A 16,112-nucleotide genomic window follows, 5' to 3' on the forward strand; every position below is an offset into this window, starting at 1 on the left:
GCTGGAGATTGCGCGGCACGGTGTGTGTCATTCCGCAATCTTCCACCGCAGCGGCGTCGCGTGACTTGTCTCACACGGCAGGGAGTTTGTCGCTGCACGCAAGCACGAGCCCATGCGGGCGCCGGTGTAGAATCGTGGGCAAGCTCACGCCCGCAAACCCGGCATTCCCTGCCCCAGTGGCACCGGCGCCGCGGGCCACTGAAAAGGAGTTTGATGACCGTCGCGGCTGATATGGGCCCCGCAACTGTGGAAACCATTGTGGCGGAGTCGTTCCAGGAGTGGAGCAAAGCAATCTCCAGCTCTTTCGTGCCCCTGCTGGCTACGGGCCCCAACAGCTCTTCCTTCCCGGGCACTGACTTCCACGGCATGATGAGGGCACGAGTGCTGGGGCAGATCTCCGTGGTGGAGATTACAGCCGGGCCCCACACTGTGCTTCGCACGCCGGAGCTGATTGCCAAGTCCACGGGGCGCTTTTTCAAACTCAGCATCCAGCTCGGTGGATCGGGCCGCCTGGTTCAGGACGAGCGCGAGGCCGTGCTCCGCCCCGGGGACCTCTCCATCTACGACACCTCGCGTCCGTATCAATTAACCTTCGACGACGACTTCCGCACGTTGGTGCTCATGTTCCCGCACGTTTTGTTGGACTTGCCCGCCGAAGCCATGGGACATGTGACAGCCTTGCGAATTCCGGGCGATGAGGGCCTGGGCGAGCTCATCAGCCCCTTCCTGGTGAAACTGGCCGACAACCTTGAGGCCCTCTCCGGGGCCAATGGACTCCGGTTGGTCCACAACGCCTTGGACCTGGTCACTACACTTTTCAACGGTGAGCTCGATCAACTGATCGAGACGGGCAGGGATCCGCATCTGCTGCTGCTTGGCCGCATTCACGACTACATCGAGGCCAACCTCGGTGATCCTGGACTCTCCCCCGGAAGCATTGCCGCGGCCCACTACATCTCAACGCGGCATCTGCACGACCTCTTCCAGGAAATCGGGACCACGGTAGCCTCCTCCATCAGGCAACGGCGACTGGAACGGTGCCGGCGGGACCTTAGAGATCCTGTGCTGGCCGATCGACCTGTAACAGCCATCGCGGCGCGGTGGGGGTTCACCGATGCAGCCCATTTCAGCCGCATCTTCCGCGCAGCTTTCGGGAACTCCCCCACCGGCTACCGCAGTGCCGCATAGCGGTTACCCCTGAGGTTGGCGCATCATCACCAAGGATGTGAGGACACCCAGCAGCAACAGCCCTGCTGCAGCCGCCATCGAGACGACAAAGGCTGCGCCCGGCCCCTGCGTTTGCGCCAATTGCCCGGCCAGGTAGGAGCCCAACGCTGTTCCTGCCACGATTCCGCTGGCGAGCGCCGTCATCACAGTGGCCATGCGACCGGCTGGAGCCACCACGCCGCCGATGCTGAAGACGGTGACCATCACTGGCCCCACGGGGATTCCCAGTATCAGCAGGACAAAGATCATGGGCCAAATACCAGCAGGGAGAAGCAACAGGAGCGACAAAACGGACATCGCCAGCGCTGCGGCGACCCAACGGGAAGCCAGACTGAACCGTTGCGGCCAGAAAGCTACAGACAGCGCCGCCACAGCTGAACTAAGCCCCATCACTGCATACAGCAGTCCGGCGATCTCGGCCGTAGCGTACTGCGCCGAGAAGGCACTCAGCGCGTTCTGGGTAGCTCCAAAGAACGTACCCATGCACACCATGGCCACCACGGGAACGGCCACCACGGCTCCGGCCCAACGATGACGCCGCTGCGCAGGGACTTGGGCGGAGTGCTCGCCAATAGAGGCTTGTCCATTGGAAGGCGCGACGCCGGTACGCGGCTTGCGGGGTGCGGGCACCACCGCGTGTTGGCTTGGATGGACGGCGAAGGCCGGAACCAGGGTGATGGTCATGACAGCGGCCAAAGCGAGCGGCAACCAGGGTGCCACCAAGCTGGCAAGAACACCCACCAAGGCGGGGCCCAGGACAAAAGTGACCTCGTCAGCGGTGCCTTCATAGGACAGAGCGGTATCAAGGTCGGCCCGGTTGGCTGCTACGCTTCTGGCCCCGTTTGCTGCAGCCGGGGACAAATTACGGGTGGTCAGCGCCATCCACCGAACACGGGCCATGGGCCCCACCTGGGGACAACTGGCGCCAGCGAGAAAGGCCACAATGAGGACACCAGCCGCCTCGCCCTCGGAACCGTAACCGGTAGTGAGGTACGCAGCAGCAAGGAGCCCCACTACAGCAAGGGTGTTGACCACTGCCGCCACAAGCAGCACGATCCGTTGCCCGGCTCTGTCGGCCAGGGAGCCCAGGACGGGAGCCCCCACCGCCGAGCCGATACCGACGGCTCCGGCTGCCATGCCGCCGATGGCGTAGGAGTGGCTGACGGCTGTGACCAAGGTCAGGGTGCCCACGGTCAGCATGGCCAAGGGTAGCCTGGCGAAGAGCCCCAAGGGCAGGAAACCAGGTCCCGCCAGTTCAGGCAGCCGAGCGAAACGGCCCGGCAGGCGGGAGGGGCGGGAGGGAGCCTGGGGTGCAGGCTGTGACGTTACAGAAGTTTTTTCCATCAATCCGGGTTCGCTAAAGGATGCGCATCGTCCCTCCTCCCGATGCGCGCGACCCGGTGTAACGGGTTAAGTCTATCGGATACGCCTCAGACCGGTACAGCGTCGGCAATCCGCACGCTGGAACCATGCCTGCCCTTGATCACCTGCAGCTGGTTGGTGATCCGTTGCTTCATCTCCGCGACGTGACTGACAAGGCCAACTACCCTGCCGCCGTCGCGCAGTCCCTCAAGGGCGTCCATCACTTGCTCCAGGGATTGCTCATCCAGGCTGCCGAAGCCCTCGTCCACAAACAGCGTCTCAATATCGACTCCGCCGGCCTCCTGCTGCACTACATCGGCGAGGCCCAGCGCCAGGGATAATGACGCCATGAAGGATTCACCGCCCGACAACGTGGAAGTGTCCCGCCGCTGACCGGTCCATTCATCCACGACTTCCAGCCCAAGGCCCGACTTTGCGCCTCTGGCGGCCTTGGCGTCCGTATGCTGCAAGGTGTATCTGCCATCACTCATGGCCACGAGCCGCTCGGAGGCTGCAATGGCTACCTGTTCCAGCCTTGCCGCCAGGACATAAGTGTTCAGACTCATGCGGTAGTTGTTATCACCCGAGCCCCTTACGGTGTCGGCCAATTCTGCGAGCATATGTGCCCGGCGCCGAGGTTCCCTTCCCGATTGGGCCAGGGTCCGGTACTCCTTCCCCAGGCGGGCAACAGCGTCCGCTGACTTGCCGGCAAGGCCGGCTGCCAATTCCTTGGCCCGTGCGTCATCGGCGGCCTTTGAAGCAAGAAGCTTCGCCTCGGCAAGCTCGGCTTCGGCCAAGGGGAGTTCGCCGATGCTGGCTTCCTTGGCCGCAAGGATCAGGTCCTCACCGGCAAACAGCTCATCCAAGCGGGACGATTCGGCCTCGAAATCGGCCAGATCCTTTTCCAGGCCCACCACATCTGCGGGCGGGAGGATCTCCCGGCGGGCTTCGTCAGCCGAAGCAAATCCGGATTCCACCAAGGCTTTGTCAAGGGAAGCGGCTGCGGCTTCGCAGGCTTGTTGTGCCTGTTCCAGTTCCCGCTCTGCATCCACGGCCGCCTGCAGAAGCCCGCGCTCATCGACGAGTGCTTCCAGCCGCTCGCGAAGGCTGGGGAAGCCGTCCTTCAAACCGGCAAGTTCTACTTCAAGGGCAGCACACTGCTCCTGAAGCAGCTGTGCTGCCGAAGACCCCTGGGCCGCAGCGTTCGCGGAAGCGTCGTGTTCTTGTTGCACCAGGGCGATCCGCTTGCTGAGGGCCTCGTGCCGGGCGCGAAGCTTCTCCAATGTCACCGCCGCCTTGCGAGCCGTCGAGGCAGCCTCCTGGGCAGACGCCCGCTTGGATTCTGCTTCAGCAGCATCCACTGCACCTCCCTGGGCCACCAGTCCGGCGAGCACCTGCGCTGCGGAGGAGAGCTGCTCAGCGAGGAGCGCCAAGGCTTTTTCGCTGGCCTCAAACCGATCCTTGGCTTCTTCCTCTTCCTGGGCGAGGGAGAGCGCCGTTTGCACGGCTTCGGCTGGGTTGGGATGTTCCTCACTTCCGCACACGGCGCACGGCTTACCGCTTTCCAACGCCGCAGCGAGCTCCCCCGCAGCGTTGGCCAAACGCAGTTCACGGACATCAAGCCATTGCTGCCGGAGGTCCTGCGATTCGGTCCGAGCCTGAAGATGCTTCAGGGTGATCCCGTCCAACTCGTTGGTGGCCGTTGCGTGGCGGGCCACAATCCCTACCAGCTCGGCGGCACCAGCAGCCTCCCGCTCCAGTTCCGTGAGCTGGCCAGCCAACGGTTCCAGAGGCTGGATCTCTGCTTCCACGGTGGACACGTCGGAGCGCAACTGTTCCAGTAGACCGGCCGAAGCGCCGGCAGCGGCCTGCTGTTCGGCGATATCACCACGCATGGTTGCCAAACGTGCCGTGATGACTTCCAGACGTTGTTCATCGGGCAGCCGTGCCTCAACCACTGCGCAGACGGCTTTAACGGCTTCCAAAGCTACATCCGTAGTAGCGGCGTCCAGGCCAGCTGCACCAAGCTTCCCGCGCACACCGGCAGCCCGCGCTGCGGCGGCTTCGAGTTTGCGCGCCGTCGAATCGACAGCTTCGAGCTGGCCGCTGAGAACGGCGGCACGCCGGTGTCTGCCCAGCGTCTCCTTGTTCTCCAGCGCTCGGGGCGCTGCCAGTTCAAGCAACACCCGCCGTTGCATCGCAGCGCCCAGCCGACCATGTCTGAGCGACCTCTCCTGAGCCTCGTGGAATTGTTCCAGCAGGCGGGTGGCCGCTGATTCTGCCTCCGCTGCCTCGTCCTGCCGACGCTGCCATTCAGAGTGAATTTCAGCCTCCATGACGGCCAGCCAAGCTTCCGGTTCCTTGCCTGGTTCCGGCGTTGGCTCTTGCCCCGGCTTCTGGTTTGGCTCCTTGTCGGCAGCCGGAGTAGCAGCTGCAGGAAGATCCAGATGGTCATGCTCAGATGCGACCCGGTCAAGTAGCTGCTGGAGTTCGGAGGCATTATCCTGCACAGCGCGGGCGGCATCGGCGGCTTGCTGCAGGAGCTGGCGTTCCACCGCTTCGAATCGCTGCGTGCCGAACAATTTTTGGAGCAGGTCCAGTCGGTCGTTGGCCTTGGACCTCAGGAAAGCGGCAAAGTCGCCCTGTGGCAACATCACCACACGGGTAAACTGCTCCCGATCCATTCCCAGGACGTCCGAAAGCTCAGCCCCTACCTCGTCATTCCTGGACGACTTCTCCTCCCAGCTCCCGGCTACGCGTTCCCTGAGAAGGGTCTTGGCCTGCTGGGTAGTGAATCCATTGCGGCCGCGGGCGCTTGGACGGTCCCACGCCGGGGAGCGCGTCACTTCAAAACGGCGGCCACGCGCAGAGAATTCACACACCACCCGCGGCTCAGCACCCGGCGCAGCATGATCGCTTCGGAGCCGTTTGCCTTCCTGGCGGGCGCCGGGAACGGACCCGTACAGGGCGAAGCAGATGGCATCCAGAATGCTGGTCTTGCCGGCGCCTGTGGCGCCGTTAAGGAGGAAAAGGCCCTGCGCACTGAGCTGGTCAAAGTCAATGTGTTGGGGTGTTGCAAACGGACCGAAAGCTTCGATGTCCAAACGATGAATCCTCATAGCTCAGCCTCCTGCAGCCGGACGGCTTCAAGTGCTTCCGTCAGGGCAGCTTCTTCTGCATCGTTTGCACCGCGTTCCCGTACATGTTCCAGGAAACCGCAGCAGACACCGAGGTCGTCTTCTGCCGCGGCGAGGCGGTTGCTGTAACTGGTGGAGGGCCGTGACTGACCACCTTGGGGATCGAAGGAGAGGACCAAGGTGTCCGGGAAACGTGTGCGCACCTTCTCCATGGCCTGCCCAGGACGTTGCGCGTCCGTCAGCGTGATCTGGCAATAGGCTGTCTCTGCCCACGCGTGCTCTTCACCGCCCAATAGCTCCTCCAGCGTTCCGCGCAAGGTGGCCAACGCTTTGGGAGCCTCCCACAGGACCTCGTCAACGGCGATCGCGCCGCTGGCGTCGAGGTCTACCAGCCAGGCACCCTTGTGGTGCTTGGCTTCCGAGAACGAATAGGCCAAGGGAGAACCGGAGTACCGGACATTGGGTGCCAGCTCCTGCCGCCCATGGAGGTGACCTAAAGCTGTGTAGGCGAAGTCTTCAAAGAGATCCAGGGGAACCGCGCCCAAGCCGCCAACGCTCAGATCCCGTTCGCTTTCCGAGGTAATGCCCCCACTGGCAAAGGTATGCGCGAGGACCACCGGATACACCGGTCCTGATGCACGACGCGCCTGAACATCACGCCGGATCCGTTCCACTCCGGCCAGGGTCACATCAAAATGGTTGGCGTTCTCAGCTCCCAACCGCTCAGCCACAAGCCGCGGTTCAAGATAGGGGATGCCGTAGACCGCCACCTGGCCGTTCCCCACGCCGTCTTTGCCAGCCCCTTTGTCTGCCAACGGGAAAAGCACCGGTACGTCGAGTTCCTCCACCTTGGTCCTGAGGTGGACGCCTCCGCGTTCCAACAAGCGGGAAGCGAAGCCCAGCCTGATCGCGGAGTCGTGGTTGCCGCTGGTCAGGACCACTGCGGCTCCTGCCTGCGTGATGCGCACCAGTGCGTCATCGAGCAGCTTGACCACATCCAATCCGGGCAAAGCACGATCATAGACGTCCCCGGCAATCAGCACGACGTCAACGGACTTGGCTTCCACCAGTGATACCAACTGGTCCACAAAGCTCCGCTGGGCATCGAGCATGCCAACGCCGTGGAAAGACCGGCCAAGGTGCCAATCGGAAGTGTGAAGTAGCCGCATATTTTTAAGCTAACCGGGGGCACCGACAATAAAGCGCAGGCGAGCCGTCCGCCGTCGAGCCCGTAGGGTTATTTGCCCTTTTTACCGTCGAAGAAGTCCCGGGCGTCATCATTGACCGGCGTGGCCGGCACTGCGCGGGAAGGGGAACCGTCTGCTTCCGCAGCAGCGTCCTTGGCCCCGGTGTCCTCGTCCGGCTCATCGTTGGCATCAAAAGAGTCGTTGACGCCATCGCTGCCGCCTTGAATGTCACCAGGCGCCGCCACGGCAGTCGTGGAGAGGCCTTGGAAGCCGCGGAAGGCAAGGCCTGCAAGCGCGGCGCCCATCAGCGGGGCCACCCAGAAGAGCCACAGACCCTCAAGCGCCCAGGACGAGCTGAAGAATGCCTGCGCTGTTGCCCGCGCAGGGTTGAAGGGAAGGTTTCCCAGTACCTGTCCGAGCTGGAGCAGGACAGCCATAGCCAAGCCGACGGCGAAGGGGGCCATAGCCGGAACAGCGCGGCGGCCGGCGGTCGCGCCAAGAAACACAGCCACGATGAGAGCTGCACCTAGGACCTCGACCAACAGAACCCCGGCGAGCTGTGTTTGGGCGGCAGCGTGGTCGCCATAACCTGGTGCAACGACGTCAAAAGCGGCCCTCGCGTCCGTAAGGACGGGCACCGTGCTCACCACAAAGTAGATCAAGGCAGCACCAACCACGCTGCCGATAATTTGCGCTGCTACATAGCCCAAGGCCGCAACGGCCCGGACTCGACCGGCGATCAGATTGCCCACAGTGATCACAGGGTTGAAGTGGCCTCCCGAGACATAGCCGAAGGCCAGCATGGCCACTGTCACCGCAAGGCCGGTTGCAAGGGCAACAGGCACGGGGGCACCACCAGGATTGGAGAAAATCCCGACTCCCGCCGCGACAACCACAACGAACATCGATCCCAAAGCTTCAGCCGACAACCGGGCAACAAGTCCCGGTTGGGGTTCAGGTGGGGCCTGTACAGGAGAGGTCATGTCCAAGGAGTCCTTCGGTTGGTCTGGATGCCGGTATGGCCGGCTTCGGTCGCGGCGGACGCTGATGCTTGGCACCGACGCTGCAGGGGTCATGCAAGCTCAAGGCCACTGAGCATTTTGTCAGCCGAGTCTGGGCGCCAGCTGAATCCCGCCTCCGAGCTTATCCGCCCAAGGCGATCGCTGCGATCGCGGTAGCACCGAGCCCCACCACAGCCAACATGCTGACCCGGACCAGCCGGGCCGAAGCAGCCCCGTTGCCGGCGTGGAGTTGCCGTGAGCGAACCCACACCACTGCCGCCACCACGATGGTGGCTGCAGCCGCCACGAGAGCGCAGATGCCTTGGTAATCAAGCCCGGGAAGGCCCGCGACGAGGTGGCCGGTTGAGGGCTCAGACGTCAGCCAGCTTCGCCAAATGAACAAGTCCACCACCACCAGGGAGATCAGCGTCCGGCGCCATGCCAAGATAGTGCGCTCAGGCTGCAATCCGGGGTCACGGACTTCCATAGTTACCGCGCCACCAAAATCAGCACCGCGAAAGCGAAGGCCGCCACGGCAACCACGATGGTCATGAACAGCATGACCCGGGAGAACGGGAGCGCCTGATCGTTGCGCATCGCCGCTTCCATCTGACCCCAACGACGATACGAAAGTGCCGCCAACCCCGCGCCAACCAAGGCAAGCAAAACACAAAGAACCAGCCGCACCGGGGTGGGCGCGATGTTCGGGGCCAACTGGTCTACGGCAACCGCCCCGGCAAGCAGTGCCAGGGATGTGCGGATCCATGCGAGGAAAGTACGTTCGTTGGCGAGAGAAAACCTGTAGTCGGGTGTCTTGCCTGTCCGTCGCCACTGAGGTTCACGCGCCATGTCTCTCCAAGTTTTGTCAGTGCCGGGCAGCTTCCCCACCATACCAGCGGGGCCTCACGGCACGGTAAGTTACTGGCATGAGTGTTGAACCTAAATCGCCCGCTGATCCATCCTTCGAGTCCCGTGTCCATGGGTCACTTTTGGGAGGGGCACTGGGTGATTCGCTTGGCTACGCAGTGGAGTTCGACTCCATCGCCGCGATCCGCGCACGGTATGGTTCCGAGGGCCTGAAGACTTTCGGTCAGCTCGACGGCGCCAGCCACTTCTCGGACGACACGCAAATGACGCTGTACACCGTTGACGGCCTGGTGGAAGCACTCGAATGGGCCAACGATGGCGTAGCTGCGGACGAGATCGCCTGCCTATGGCTTGCCTACCTGCGTTGGCTCGCCACCCAGGACGTTGCTGTTGACTCCGCCGCTCCCGTGCCGCAACCGCGGTGGATCGATGCCCAGGAGGTCCTGCGCCACCGCCGCGCACCCGGTAACGCCTGCCTCAGCGGTTTGGCAACGGGCACTATGGGAACGGTGGCCCGTCCGGTCAATGCCGACTCCAAAGGGTGTGGCACCGTGATGCGTTCAGCCCCGTTTGGACTAATCCCCCACATTTCACGCGAAGCCGTGTACAAGCTCAGTTCGGACGCCGCGTCGTTGACGCACGGACACCCTTCAGCACGGCTCAGCGCAGCCGCCTTCAGCCTGCTGATCCACAACGTCGTGGCCGGTATGGACGTCCGCACCGCAGCAACCGAGGCGCTCAACTACGTCAACGCCGTTCCTACCAAAGCACCCGAACTGGTGGAGCGTCTTGAAGGAGCCTTGCAGTTGTCCCTGCGGCCCGCCCCTCTGGACCCGGAAGAACTGACCACAGCACTTGGTGAGGGTTGGATCGCCGAGGAAGCGCTCGCCGTCGGGCTTTACGCGGTGCTGGCAACCAAAGGCGGCACGCCGGCAGAGCACTTCCGCAACGCAATCGCCGTGGCCATCAATCACAGTGGCGACAGTGACTCCACAGGGTCCATAACCGGGAACATCCTGGGCGCCTACTATGGTCTGGCATGCTTGCCGGCCGATTGGCTGGAGGCGCTGGAGGCCCCGGAAGTCATTCGCGGTATGGCGGACAGATTGCTTGCCGTCACCACCGGGTAGGTAGTGGCTACGCCTTGCGGAGCGTGACGTTGTTGCAGGCTTCGCACACGTCCTCAGGGATAAGGCCGCGGCGCTGCAGGAAGCCAAAGATCGCGCATCCGAGGCAGAAGCCCACGAATGCTTCCAGCGAAGCCGCCACGATCAGCAGCGTCAGCAGGATCCAGGCGGCGGGCTGGAAACCGGTGAAAAACAGCACGACGGCGGCACTCGTCAAGGCGGCGCCGATGCCTTGCGCGAAACGCTTTGGTGGACCGGCAACGAGCTTGGCGTGTCCAAGCCGGGGTGCCAACACCTTCACTGACAGAAGTGCGAGCGGGGAGATCCGCGGACCGAACAACACACGGAGCCAGAAGCCCACAGCCAGAGCCACCAGCCCCCAAGCCCAGCCGGTCAAGAGGGTGGCGACGGCCACCGCCACCACCAAGCCGGCCGTGATCCGGGCGGCGTACTCGTTAACCGGGTTGGGGAAAGCAAAAACTGCCCGCCAGTCCACCCCGCCGCGTTGAGCAGCGCCGTCAGAAGTAGCAGCGCCAGCAGAAGTAGCCGCAGCGGCAGGCTGGCGAGCGGGTGCTTGGGGAAGGACTGGTTTGGCCATGCCCCAAGGCTAGGAGTGCGGCTCTCCCAGCGGATAGCTTTGTTGCGCAGTATGAACTGCTGACCGCGTGGTTGGAAGCTATGCGCCGCCCACCATCTGCAGGAATTCACCTTCGGAGACAACCTCGATTTGCTGGCCCTTGGCGTGCAGCTCCAGGACGCGCTTGGCCTTGCCTGTGAGGCGGCCTGCGCGCAAGTCACCTGCCACGAAACCGTCACCAACTATCAGCACAGTAGTCCGCGCTGTTACCCGGCTTTCGGGACGTGCTCCCATGTCCGCGGCCCGTGACTTCGCCTCCGGCCTGGTGATGGCGAGGTCGCCCGTGAACACCACGGTCTGCCCGAAAAGCGGATGTCCGGGTTCAGCGGAAGGGTTGGGCAACGGGTTGGGTCCCTCCTCCGGCCAGGCCTGGAAGCTTCCTGCAACGCCCAGTGCGCGTTCGAGCGTACGTTCGGCGGCGCTTCGGGTCCGTGCCGCGAGCGCGGACATGGTCGCCTTGGAGAGGCCATGCGCGGGATCGAAGGCGGGTTGCTGTGGCAGGTTCAGGCCGAGGGATAGGTAGAGTTCGGCGATGCTGTTGGCGTTGTTCCGCCTGGCAATGTCCACCAGAATGCCGGCGCAAGCGCGGGCATCTTCCGCGGCGTCGTGGTGGTTGACCAAGGGAACCCCGGCTTCCTCGGCGGCGTAAGGCAGGGAATTTGAAACCAGTGAATAGCAGCGGCGGGAGAGCATGACCGTGCACACATAGTCGTAAGCGGGTCCGGCAAGGCCGGAGACTTCCAGTCCTGAGCGAATCACGCCGAGGTCGAAGGCTGCATTGTGGGCGGCGAGTACGTCGTTGCCAATGAAGGCGCCGATTTCCGGGAAGAGTTCACCGAAGCGGGGGCGCCCCGCCACGTCTTCGGCACGGATCCCGTGGATTCGGGTGTTGTGGAACTCGAAATGATCATGGTTCTCCGGCGGGCGCATGAGCCAGGAGGCTTCCTCCACCACGACGCCGCCACGGACTTTGCTGAGGCCCACCGAACACGGCGACCCCCGGAAGCCGTTGGCTGTTTCAAAGTCGATCGCCGTAAAGTCCAATGCCACTGGACAAGATTACAGCCGAAAAAGGCCGCCCTTGCCGATTTGCACGGCGGGGCGGCCCTTCCGGCCTGCATTGTGGTCAACGTGACATTTGGGCCTCTATGGAGTGGCCCTGCGCAGGGTTGCATAGGAACCTGCTGCGAGGACTACGCAAAGGAGCGCCGTCCATCCGCTGATGCTCAGGGGCGACTGTTGGGCAAACCAGTTGCCCACGTACCCCCACCATTCGGCCAATGTTGCCAAAGCTGCCAGGCCAATCAGGACCAACCCCGTGCCCAGGGTTGAGATGAGGGTGCCTGTGGTTCCCCAGCGCTTGAAAATGGTGGCGAACCAGAATCCGACAATAAACATGAACATCATGACCACGAAGAAGAATGCTGCGGTGGAGTACAAGGGGCCCTCGGTTACCCATGGAATGTTGAAGAAGTACCCATATACTCCCCAGCCGGTGGTTGCCTTCTCAATGACGCCACCGATCAGGTAAAGCGCCGTCATCCCCAGGGCAATGAGGGAGAACAGGCCCAGGGTCCCCAGGTAGAAGGCCCTCCGGCTGATGCTCAGACCCTGCGAAAACGGGAAGACCAAGGTCATGCTTTGGATGCCGAGGACCAGGAAGTACCACAGGGGTGCCTGGCTTCCGCCACCGTTTTTTCCTTCGGTGACTGGGATCAGCGCGAAGATGGCGATCGACATCAGGAACGATGCCGCCAGGATGGTCAAGGGCCATCCGATGTATGTCCACTTGTTGATCAGCTGCATCCGGGCAACTGCTACGGTCCTGCTCATCGCCTTGCCTCCAACGTGTCATCGGCGAAATCGTTTGTTTTTGACGCGGCTCCGGTGGCTCCCGGTCCCGCCATGGTCTTGCGGACTACCAGCTGCTGCAGGGAGACGGGCGAGAGCTCCAGGCCCAACTCCTGCGCTTCGGCACGATCGCGGCTGCCCAGCGCCTCATCCACAGTCACTGATGCCAGGGAACCGAGGGTTTCGCGATGCAGGATCTTCCGGCCGGCCAGGAACGTGTCCACCTTTTCGGCGGAGCCCGAGACAGTCACAGCCGAACCCCGGATTTCTTCGGCGTCGGCGTCCATGATGATCCGTCCCCTGTCAATGACCACAACATGTTCCAGGAGGTTCGCTACCTCGTCGATCAGGTGGGAGGACAGGATGATGGTCCGCGGGTGTTCTGCATAATCTTCCACGAGGCGGTCGTAGAACAGTTGGCGGGCCACGGCGTCAAGGCCGAGGTAGGGCTCATCGAAGAACGTCAGCTCGGCGCGCGAGGCGAGGCCGATGATGACTCCCACCGCGGACAACTGGCCGCGGGAGAGTTTCTTGATCCTTCGCTTGAGGGGAAGCTGGAAATCTTCTGCCAGGCGGTCAGCGAAGTCCTGGTCCCAGTTCTTGTAGAAAAGTGCGGCGGAGCGGAAGGCGTGCTGCGGATGGAAGTCCTCAGGATACTTCTGCGATTCCCGGATGAAGCAGATCCGGGACAACACGGCGTCGTTCTCGTAGGCGCTGGCGCCGAAGACGAGCGCTTCACCGGACGTGGCAAAGGCCTGCGCGGTCAGAATGGACATCAAGGTGGTCTTACCTGCGCCGTTGCGCCCAAGCAATCCGTAGATGCGGTTGGCCGTCAGGCTCAGATTGACGTTGTCCAGCGCGTTGAGTTCCTTGTAATGCTTGACCAGATGACGGGCCTCGATGATGGTCTCGTTCACAGGGCCGCGCTCCTTTCCTTGTCTGTCCCGGTGTCCGGGGCCAGCCCGGAATTGCGTTCGATCATGGTGTTCAGCTGCTCTGCCGAAATGCCCAGCTTCCGGGCCTCCACTGCCAGCGGCTTGACGTACTGCTCAACAAACTCTTCGGTGCGGCGCGCTATCAGCTGGGCGCGGGCTCCTGTGGCGACGAACATCCCTATCCCCCTGCGTTTGTAGAGAATTCCCGAATCCACCAGCACGTTCACGCCTTTGGCGGCGGTTGCTGGGTTGATGCGGTGGAAGGCCGCGAACTCATTGGTGGAGGGCACCTGGGATTCCTCTGCCATGGTGCCGTCCACGATGCCGTTCTCGATGAGTTCGGCGATCTGCAAGAAGATCGGCTTGCTGTCATCGATCATGAGCTCCACCGCCTCATTGGTTCATTACTCATGTAACCAACCATACAACTGACAGACCTAGTGTCAAGAGGTCCCCGGGAAAAATACGACGACGGCCGTCAAGTAGGCTTGATGGGTGATCTTCTCTGCGATAAGCGACCTTGCCGTATCCACTTTCGGGGGCGCGGGCCCGGTACAGCCGCCTATGGCTTCGTTCCTGCCGGACTGGTTGAACCCCGACGTCTTCCTCCGTGATTCACCCCTGGGGCCGTGGGTGGTCCTTCTGGTCTGCGCCATTGTGTTCGCAGAAACGGGCCTCCTGGTGGGGTTCTTCCTTCCCGGCGACTCGATGCTGTTCACGGCGGGACTCCTGGTCTCCACGGGTGCCATCGAGTTCAATCTTTGGGCCATGTGCGGCATGATCATCGTGGCCGCGATCATTGGCAACCAGACCGGCTATCTCATTGGGTCCAAGGCCGGCCCTGCCATCTTTAATAAGCCGGATTCCAGGCTTTTCAAGAAGGAAAACGTGGAGAGCGCCCACGCATTCTTCGAAAAGCACGGCGGCAAGGCCTTGATTCTGGCGCGCTTCGTGCCCATCATCCGCACGTTCGTGCCGGTGATCGTGGGCGTGGCTCAGATGGACAAGCGTAAGTTCTTCCTCTTCAACGTCATCGGTGCCGTCCTGTGGGGCGGCGGCGTTACCCTGCTCGGCGCATGGCTTGGCCAGTTTGAGTGGGTTGGAAACAACATCGACATCATCTTCATCGTCATCGTCCTGATCTCAGTCATCCCGATCTTCATTGAGATCGGGCGTGGATTCATGGCCAAGCGCCGGGCCGCTGCCGAAGGCACGGACCCTGTGGAGGAATTCATCGACGAACACGAGGGCGGCAAGCACAGCGAGCACTAAGCTCCCTGAACCCTGAAACACAAAAGGCACCCCGCAACAGCGGGGTGCCTTTTCGCGTAGGGGAAGAAGCTACGTGGCGTTGGGCCCGGACAACGCCGCGACGATCGCGGGAAGCAGTGCACGGAACGCCTGTCCACGGTGGCTGATGGCGTTCTTCTCCTCCGAGCTCAATTCCGCACAGCTGCGGTTCATCCCGGCCGGCTGCAGTATGGGGTCATAGCCGAAGCCACCTTCGCCACGGGGTTCACGCAGCAACGTCCCTTCCAACTGGCCGTACTCCACCGTCTCCTGGGCAATTCCGTCCGGACCCGGCACCGCCAATGCAGCTGCGCATACAAACGCAGCTGAGCGGAAAGCGTCCGGAACATCGGAGAGCTGTGCCAGCAACAAGTTCAGGTTGCCGATGTCATCACCATGCGTGCCGGACCATCGCGCCGAGAAAATACCCGGAGCCCCGCCCAGGACATCAACGGCCAATCCCGAATCGTCGGCGATGGCCACCAGGCCGGTCGCCTCCGCCACCGCTCTGGCCTTGAGGAGGGAATTCTCAGCAAAGGTGACACCGGTTTCGGCAACATCCGGGGCACCTGCCGCAGCGGCGTCCACCACTTGGGTGTCGACGTCGAGACCCGGCACCTGGCCCCGCAACAGTTCCCGGAGTTCCTTCAGCTTGCCCTTGTTGTGTGTTGCCAGGACGAGGCGTGGAGCACCAGAGGCCTGTGCGCTGCTCACGGGGCTTCGGCCAGCGTCTCGCGCTGGATGGCGGACAACTGGGTGGTGCCCAGCAGTGCGAGGTCCAACAGGGCGTTGAGCTCGTCGCGATCGAACGGAGCGCCTTCCGCAGTGCCCTGAACTTCCACGAACTTCCCCGAACCGGTCACCACAACATTCATGTCCGTCTCCGCGCGAACGTCTTCCACATACGGCAGATCCAGCATGGGAACGCCGTCGATGATGCCCACGGACACTGCCGCAATGGTGTCCACCAGGGGCTCCGCGTTGCGGGCAATGAGCTTGTTCTCCCGGGCAAAGCGGATAGCTTCCGCCAGCGCCACGTATGCGCCGGTGATCGCGGCGGTGCGTGTGCCACCGTCGGCCTGCAGGACATCACAGTCCAGAACGATCGTGTTTTCGCCCAGTGCCTTGGTGTCGATGATGGAGCGCAGCGAGCGGCCAATGAGGCGCGAGATCTCATGCGTGCGCCCACCGATCTTGCCCTTGACGGATTCACGGTCCGAACGGGTGTTTGTGGCGCGCGGCAGCATGGCGTACTCGGCCGTGACCCATCCGCGGCCTTCGCCCTTGAGCCAACGGGGCACACCTTCAGTCAGGGAAGCGGTGCACAGAACCCGGGTGTTGCCGAATTCGATCAGTGCCGAGCCCTCGGCCTGCTTCGACCAGCCGCGGGTGATGCTGATGGGTCGCAGTTGATCGGGGGTCCGGCCATCGGCGCGGATGACGGGAGTGGCTGTAGCTTCAGAAGTCATGGTTCAAGCTTAGCCAAGCTGA

Annotated in this window: 16 protein-coding genes; 3 read left to right on the top strand and 13 right to left on the bottom strand. The window is 62.8% G+C overall.

Annotated elements, in window-relative coordinates; translation table 11 throughout:
- The first annotated feature begins 213 nt into the window (after window positions 1-213).
- Window positions 214-1,188: an AraC-like ligand-binding domain-containing protein gene (locus tag LDN70_RS12990; protein WP_142938691.1), complete on the top strand. Its 975-nt coding sequence runs from the start codon at window positions 214-216 to the stop codon at window positions 1,186-1,188.
- A 3-nt stretch (window positions 1,189-1,191) separates the two neighbouring features.
- Here LDN70_RS12990 and LDN70_RS12995 read toward each other — a convergent pair whose 3' ends face one another.
- From LDN70_RS12995 to LDN70_RS13020, 6 genes are all read right to left on the bottom strand, one after another.
- Window positions 1,192-2,571: an MFS transporter gene (locus LDN70_RS12995; RefSeq protein WP_223940492.1), complete on the bottom strand. Its 1,380-nt coding sequence runs from the start codon at window positions 2,569-2,571 to the stop codon at window positions 1,192-1,194.
- An 86-nt stretch (window positions 2,572-2,657) separates the two neighbouring features.
- Window positions 2,658-5,708, bottom strand: a complete 3,051-nt coding sequence (locus LDN70_RS13000; RefSeq protein WP_223940493.1) for an AAA family ATPase — start codon at window positions 5,706-5,708, stop codon at window positions 2,658-2,660.
- Complete coding sequence (locus LDN70_RS13005) at window positions 5,705-6,895, bottom strand: exonuclease SbcCD subunit D (RefSeq protein ID WP_223940494.1); 1,191 nt, start codon at window positions 6,893-6,895, stop codon at window positions 5,705-5,707. The genes LDN70_RS13000 and LDN70_RS13005 overlap by 4 nt, the downstream gene beginning before the upstream one ends.
- Window positions 6,896-6,963: 68 nt before the next feature.
- Window positions 6,964-7,896, bottom strand: coding sequence for an aquaporin (locus tag LDN70_RS13010; RefSeq protein WP_223940495.1), 933 nt, complete (start codon window positions 7,894-7,896; stop codon window positions 6,964-6,966).
- A gap of 160 nt (window positions 7,897-8,056) precedes the next feature.
- Entirely contained in the window at window positions 8,057-8,401 is a 345-nt protein-coding gene (locus LDN70_RS13015) for a DUF202 domain-containing protein (RefSeq protein WP_142938686.1), read from the bottom strand.
- A 2-nt stretch (window positions 8,402-8,403) separates the two neighbouring features.
- Window positions 8,404-8,763: a YidH family protein gene (locus LDN70_RS13020; protein ID WP_286198858.1), complete on the bottom strand. Its 360-nt coding sequence runs from the start codon at window positions 8,761-8,763 to the stop codon at window positions 8,404-8,406.
- 77 nt (window positions 8,764-8,840) lie between these two features.
- Between LDN70_RS13020 and LDN70_RS13025 the strand changes: the two genes are divergently transcribed.
- Window positions 8,841-9,911 carry an ADP-ribosylglycohydrolase family protein gene (locus LDN70_RS13025; RefSeq protein WP_142938684.1) on the top strand — a complete coding sequence of 357 codons (1,071 nt, stop codon included), beginning with the start codon at window positions 8,841-8,843 and terminating at the stop codon, window positions 9,909-9,911.
- A 7-nt stretch (window positions 9,912-9,918) separates the two neighbouring features.
- Here the strand turns inward: LDN70_RS13025 and LDN70_RS13030 are convergent, their stop codons facing one another.
- From LDN70_RS13030 to LDN70_RS13050, 5 genes are all read right to left on the bottom strand, one after another.
- Window positions 9,919-10,506, bottom strand: a complete 588-nt coding sequence (locus LDN70_RS13030; RefSeq protein ID WP_223940497.1) for a DUF4395 domain-containing protein — start codon at window positions 10,504-10,506, stop codon at window positions 9,919-9,921.
- A 78-nt stretch (window positions 10,507-10,584) separates the two neighbouring features.
- A complete protein-coding gene (locus LDN70_RS13035; protein ID WP_223940498.1) occupies window positions 10,585-11,595 on the bottom strand; it encodes a 3'-5' exonuclease in 1,011 nt (336 codons plus the stop codon).
- A gap of 96 nt (window positions 11,596-11,691) precedes the next feature.
- Window positions 11,692-12,378 (bottom strand): hypothetical protein, encoded by a 687-nt coding sequence (locus tag LDN70_RS13040; RefSeq protein WP_223940499.1) that lies wholly within the window; start codon window positions 12,376-12,378, stop codon window positions 11,692-11,694.
- Complete coding sequence (locus LDN70_RS13045) at window positions 12,375-13,313, bottom strand: ABC transporter ATP-binding protein (RefSeq protein WP_142938681.1); 939 nt, start codon at window positions 13,311-13,313, stop codon at window positions 12,375-12,377. The genes LDN70_RS13040 and LDN70_RS13045 overlap by 4 nt, the downstream gene beginning before the upstream one ends.
- Entirely contained in the window at window positions 13,310-13,711 is a 402-nt protein-coding gene (locus LDN70_RS13050) for a GntR family transcriptional regulator (RefSeq protein ID WP_223940500.1), read from the bottom strand. Before LDN70_RS13050 ends, LDN70_RS13045 begins: the two co-directional genes overlap by 4 nt.
- 130 nt (window positions 13,712-13,841) lie before the next feature.
- Here LDN70_RS13050 and LDN70_RS13055 point away from each other — a divergent pair, with 130 nt between their 5' ends.
- A complete protein-coding gene (locus tag LDN70_RS13055) occupies window positions 13,842-14,603 on the top strand; it encodes a DedA family protein (protein WP_187697156.1) in 762 nt (253 codons plus the stop codon).
- Window positions 14,604-14,672: 69 nt separating this feature from the next.
- On the opposite strand, the gene rdgB is transcribed toward LDN70_RS13055, so the two are convergent.
- Together rdgB and rph are read right to left on the bottom strand one after the other, a co-directional pair.
- A complete protein-coding gene (gene rdgB / locus LDN70_RS13060) occupies window positions 14,673-15,335 on the bottom strand; it encodes an RdgB/HAM1 family non-canonical purine NTP pyrophosphatase (RefSeq protein WP_223940501.1) in 663 nt (220 codons plus the stop codon).
- A complete protein-coding gene (rph, locus tag LDN70_RS13065; protein WP_011775233.1) occupies window positions 15,332-16,090 on the bottom strand; it encodes a ribonuclease PH in 759 nt (252 codons plus the stop codon). The genes rdgB and rph overlap by 4 nt, the downstream gene beginning before the upstream one ends.
- Window positions 16,091-16,112 lie beyond the last annotated feature (22 nt).

This window comes from Arthrobacter sp. StoSoilB22 (assembly GCF_019977315.1).
Lineage (GTDB): Bacteria > Actinomycetota > Actinomycetes > Actinomycetales > Micrococcaceae > Arthrobacter.

Coding starts and splice junctions, on each gene's coding strand:
- LDN70_RS12990 (WP_142938691.1), top strand. CDS start 214: ATGACCGTCGCGGCTGATATGGGCCCCGCAACTGTGGAAACCATTGTG.
- LDN70_RS13020 (WP_286198858.1), bottom strand. CDS start 8,763: ATGGCGCGTGAACCTCAGTGGCGACGGACAGGCAAGACACCCGACTAC.
- LDN70_RS13000 (WP_223940493.1), bottom strand. CDS start 5,708: ATGAGGATTCATCGTTTGGACATCGAAGCTTTCGGTCCGTTTGCAACA.
- LDN70_RS13025 (WP_142938684.1), top strand. CDS start 8,841: ATGAGTGTTGAACCTAAATCGCCCGCTGATCCATCCTTCGAGTCCCGT.
- LDN70_RS13050 (WP_223940500.1), bottom strand. CDS start 13,711: ATGATCGATGACAGCAAGCCGATCTTCTTGCAGATCGCCGAACTCATC.
- LDN70_RS13005 (WP_223940494.1), bottom strand. CDS start 6,895: ATGCGGCTACTTCACACTTCCGATTGGCACCTTGGCCGGTCTTTCCAC.
- LDN70_RS13030 (WP_223940497.1), bottom strand. CDS start 10,506: ATGGCCAAACCAGTCCTTCCCCAAGCACCCGCTCGCCAGCCTGCCGCT.
- LDN70_RS12995 (WP_223940492.1), bottom strand. CDS start 2,571: ATGGAAAAAACTTCTGTAACGTCACAGCCTGCACCCCAGGCTCCCTCC.
- LDN70_RS13040 (WP_223940499.1), bottom strand. CDS start 12,378: ATGAGCAGGACCGTAGCAGTTGCCCGGATGCAGCTGATCAACAAGTGG.
- LDN70_RS13010 (WP_223940495.1), bottom strand. CDS start 7,896: ATGACCTCTCCTGTACAGGCCCCACCTGAACCCCAACCGGGACTTGTT.
- rph (WP_011775233.1), bottom strand. CDS start 16,090: ATGACTTCTGAAGCTACAGCCACTCCCGTCATCCGCGCCGATGGCCGG.
- LDN70_RS13015 (WP_142938686.1), bottom strand. CDS start 8,401: ATGGAAGTCCGTGACCCCGGATTGCAGCCTGAGCGCACTATCTTGGCA.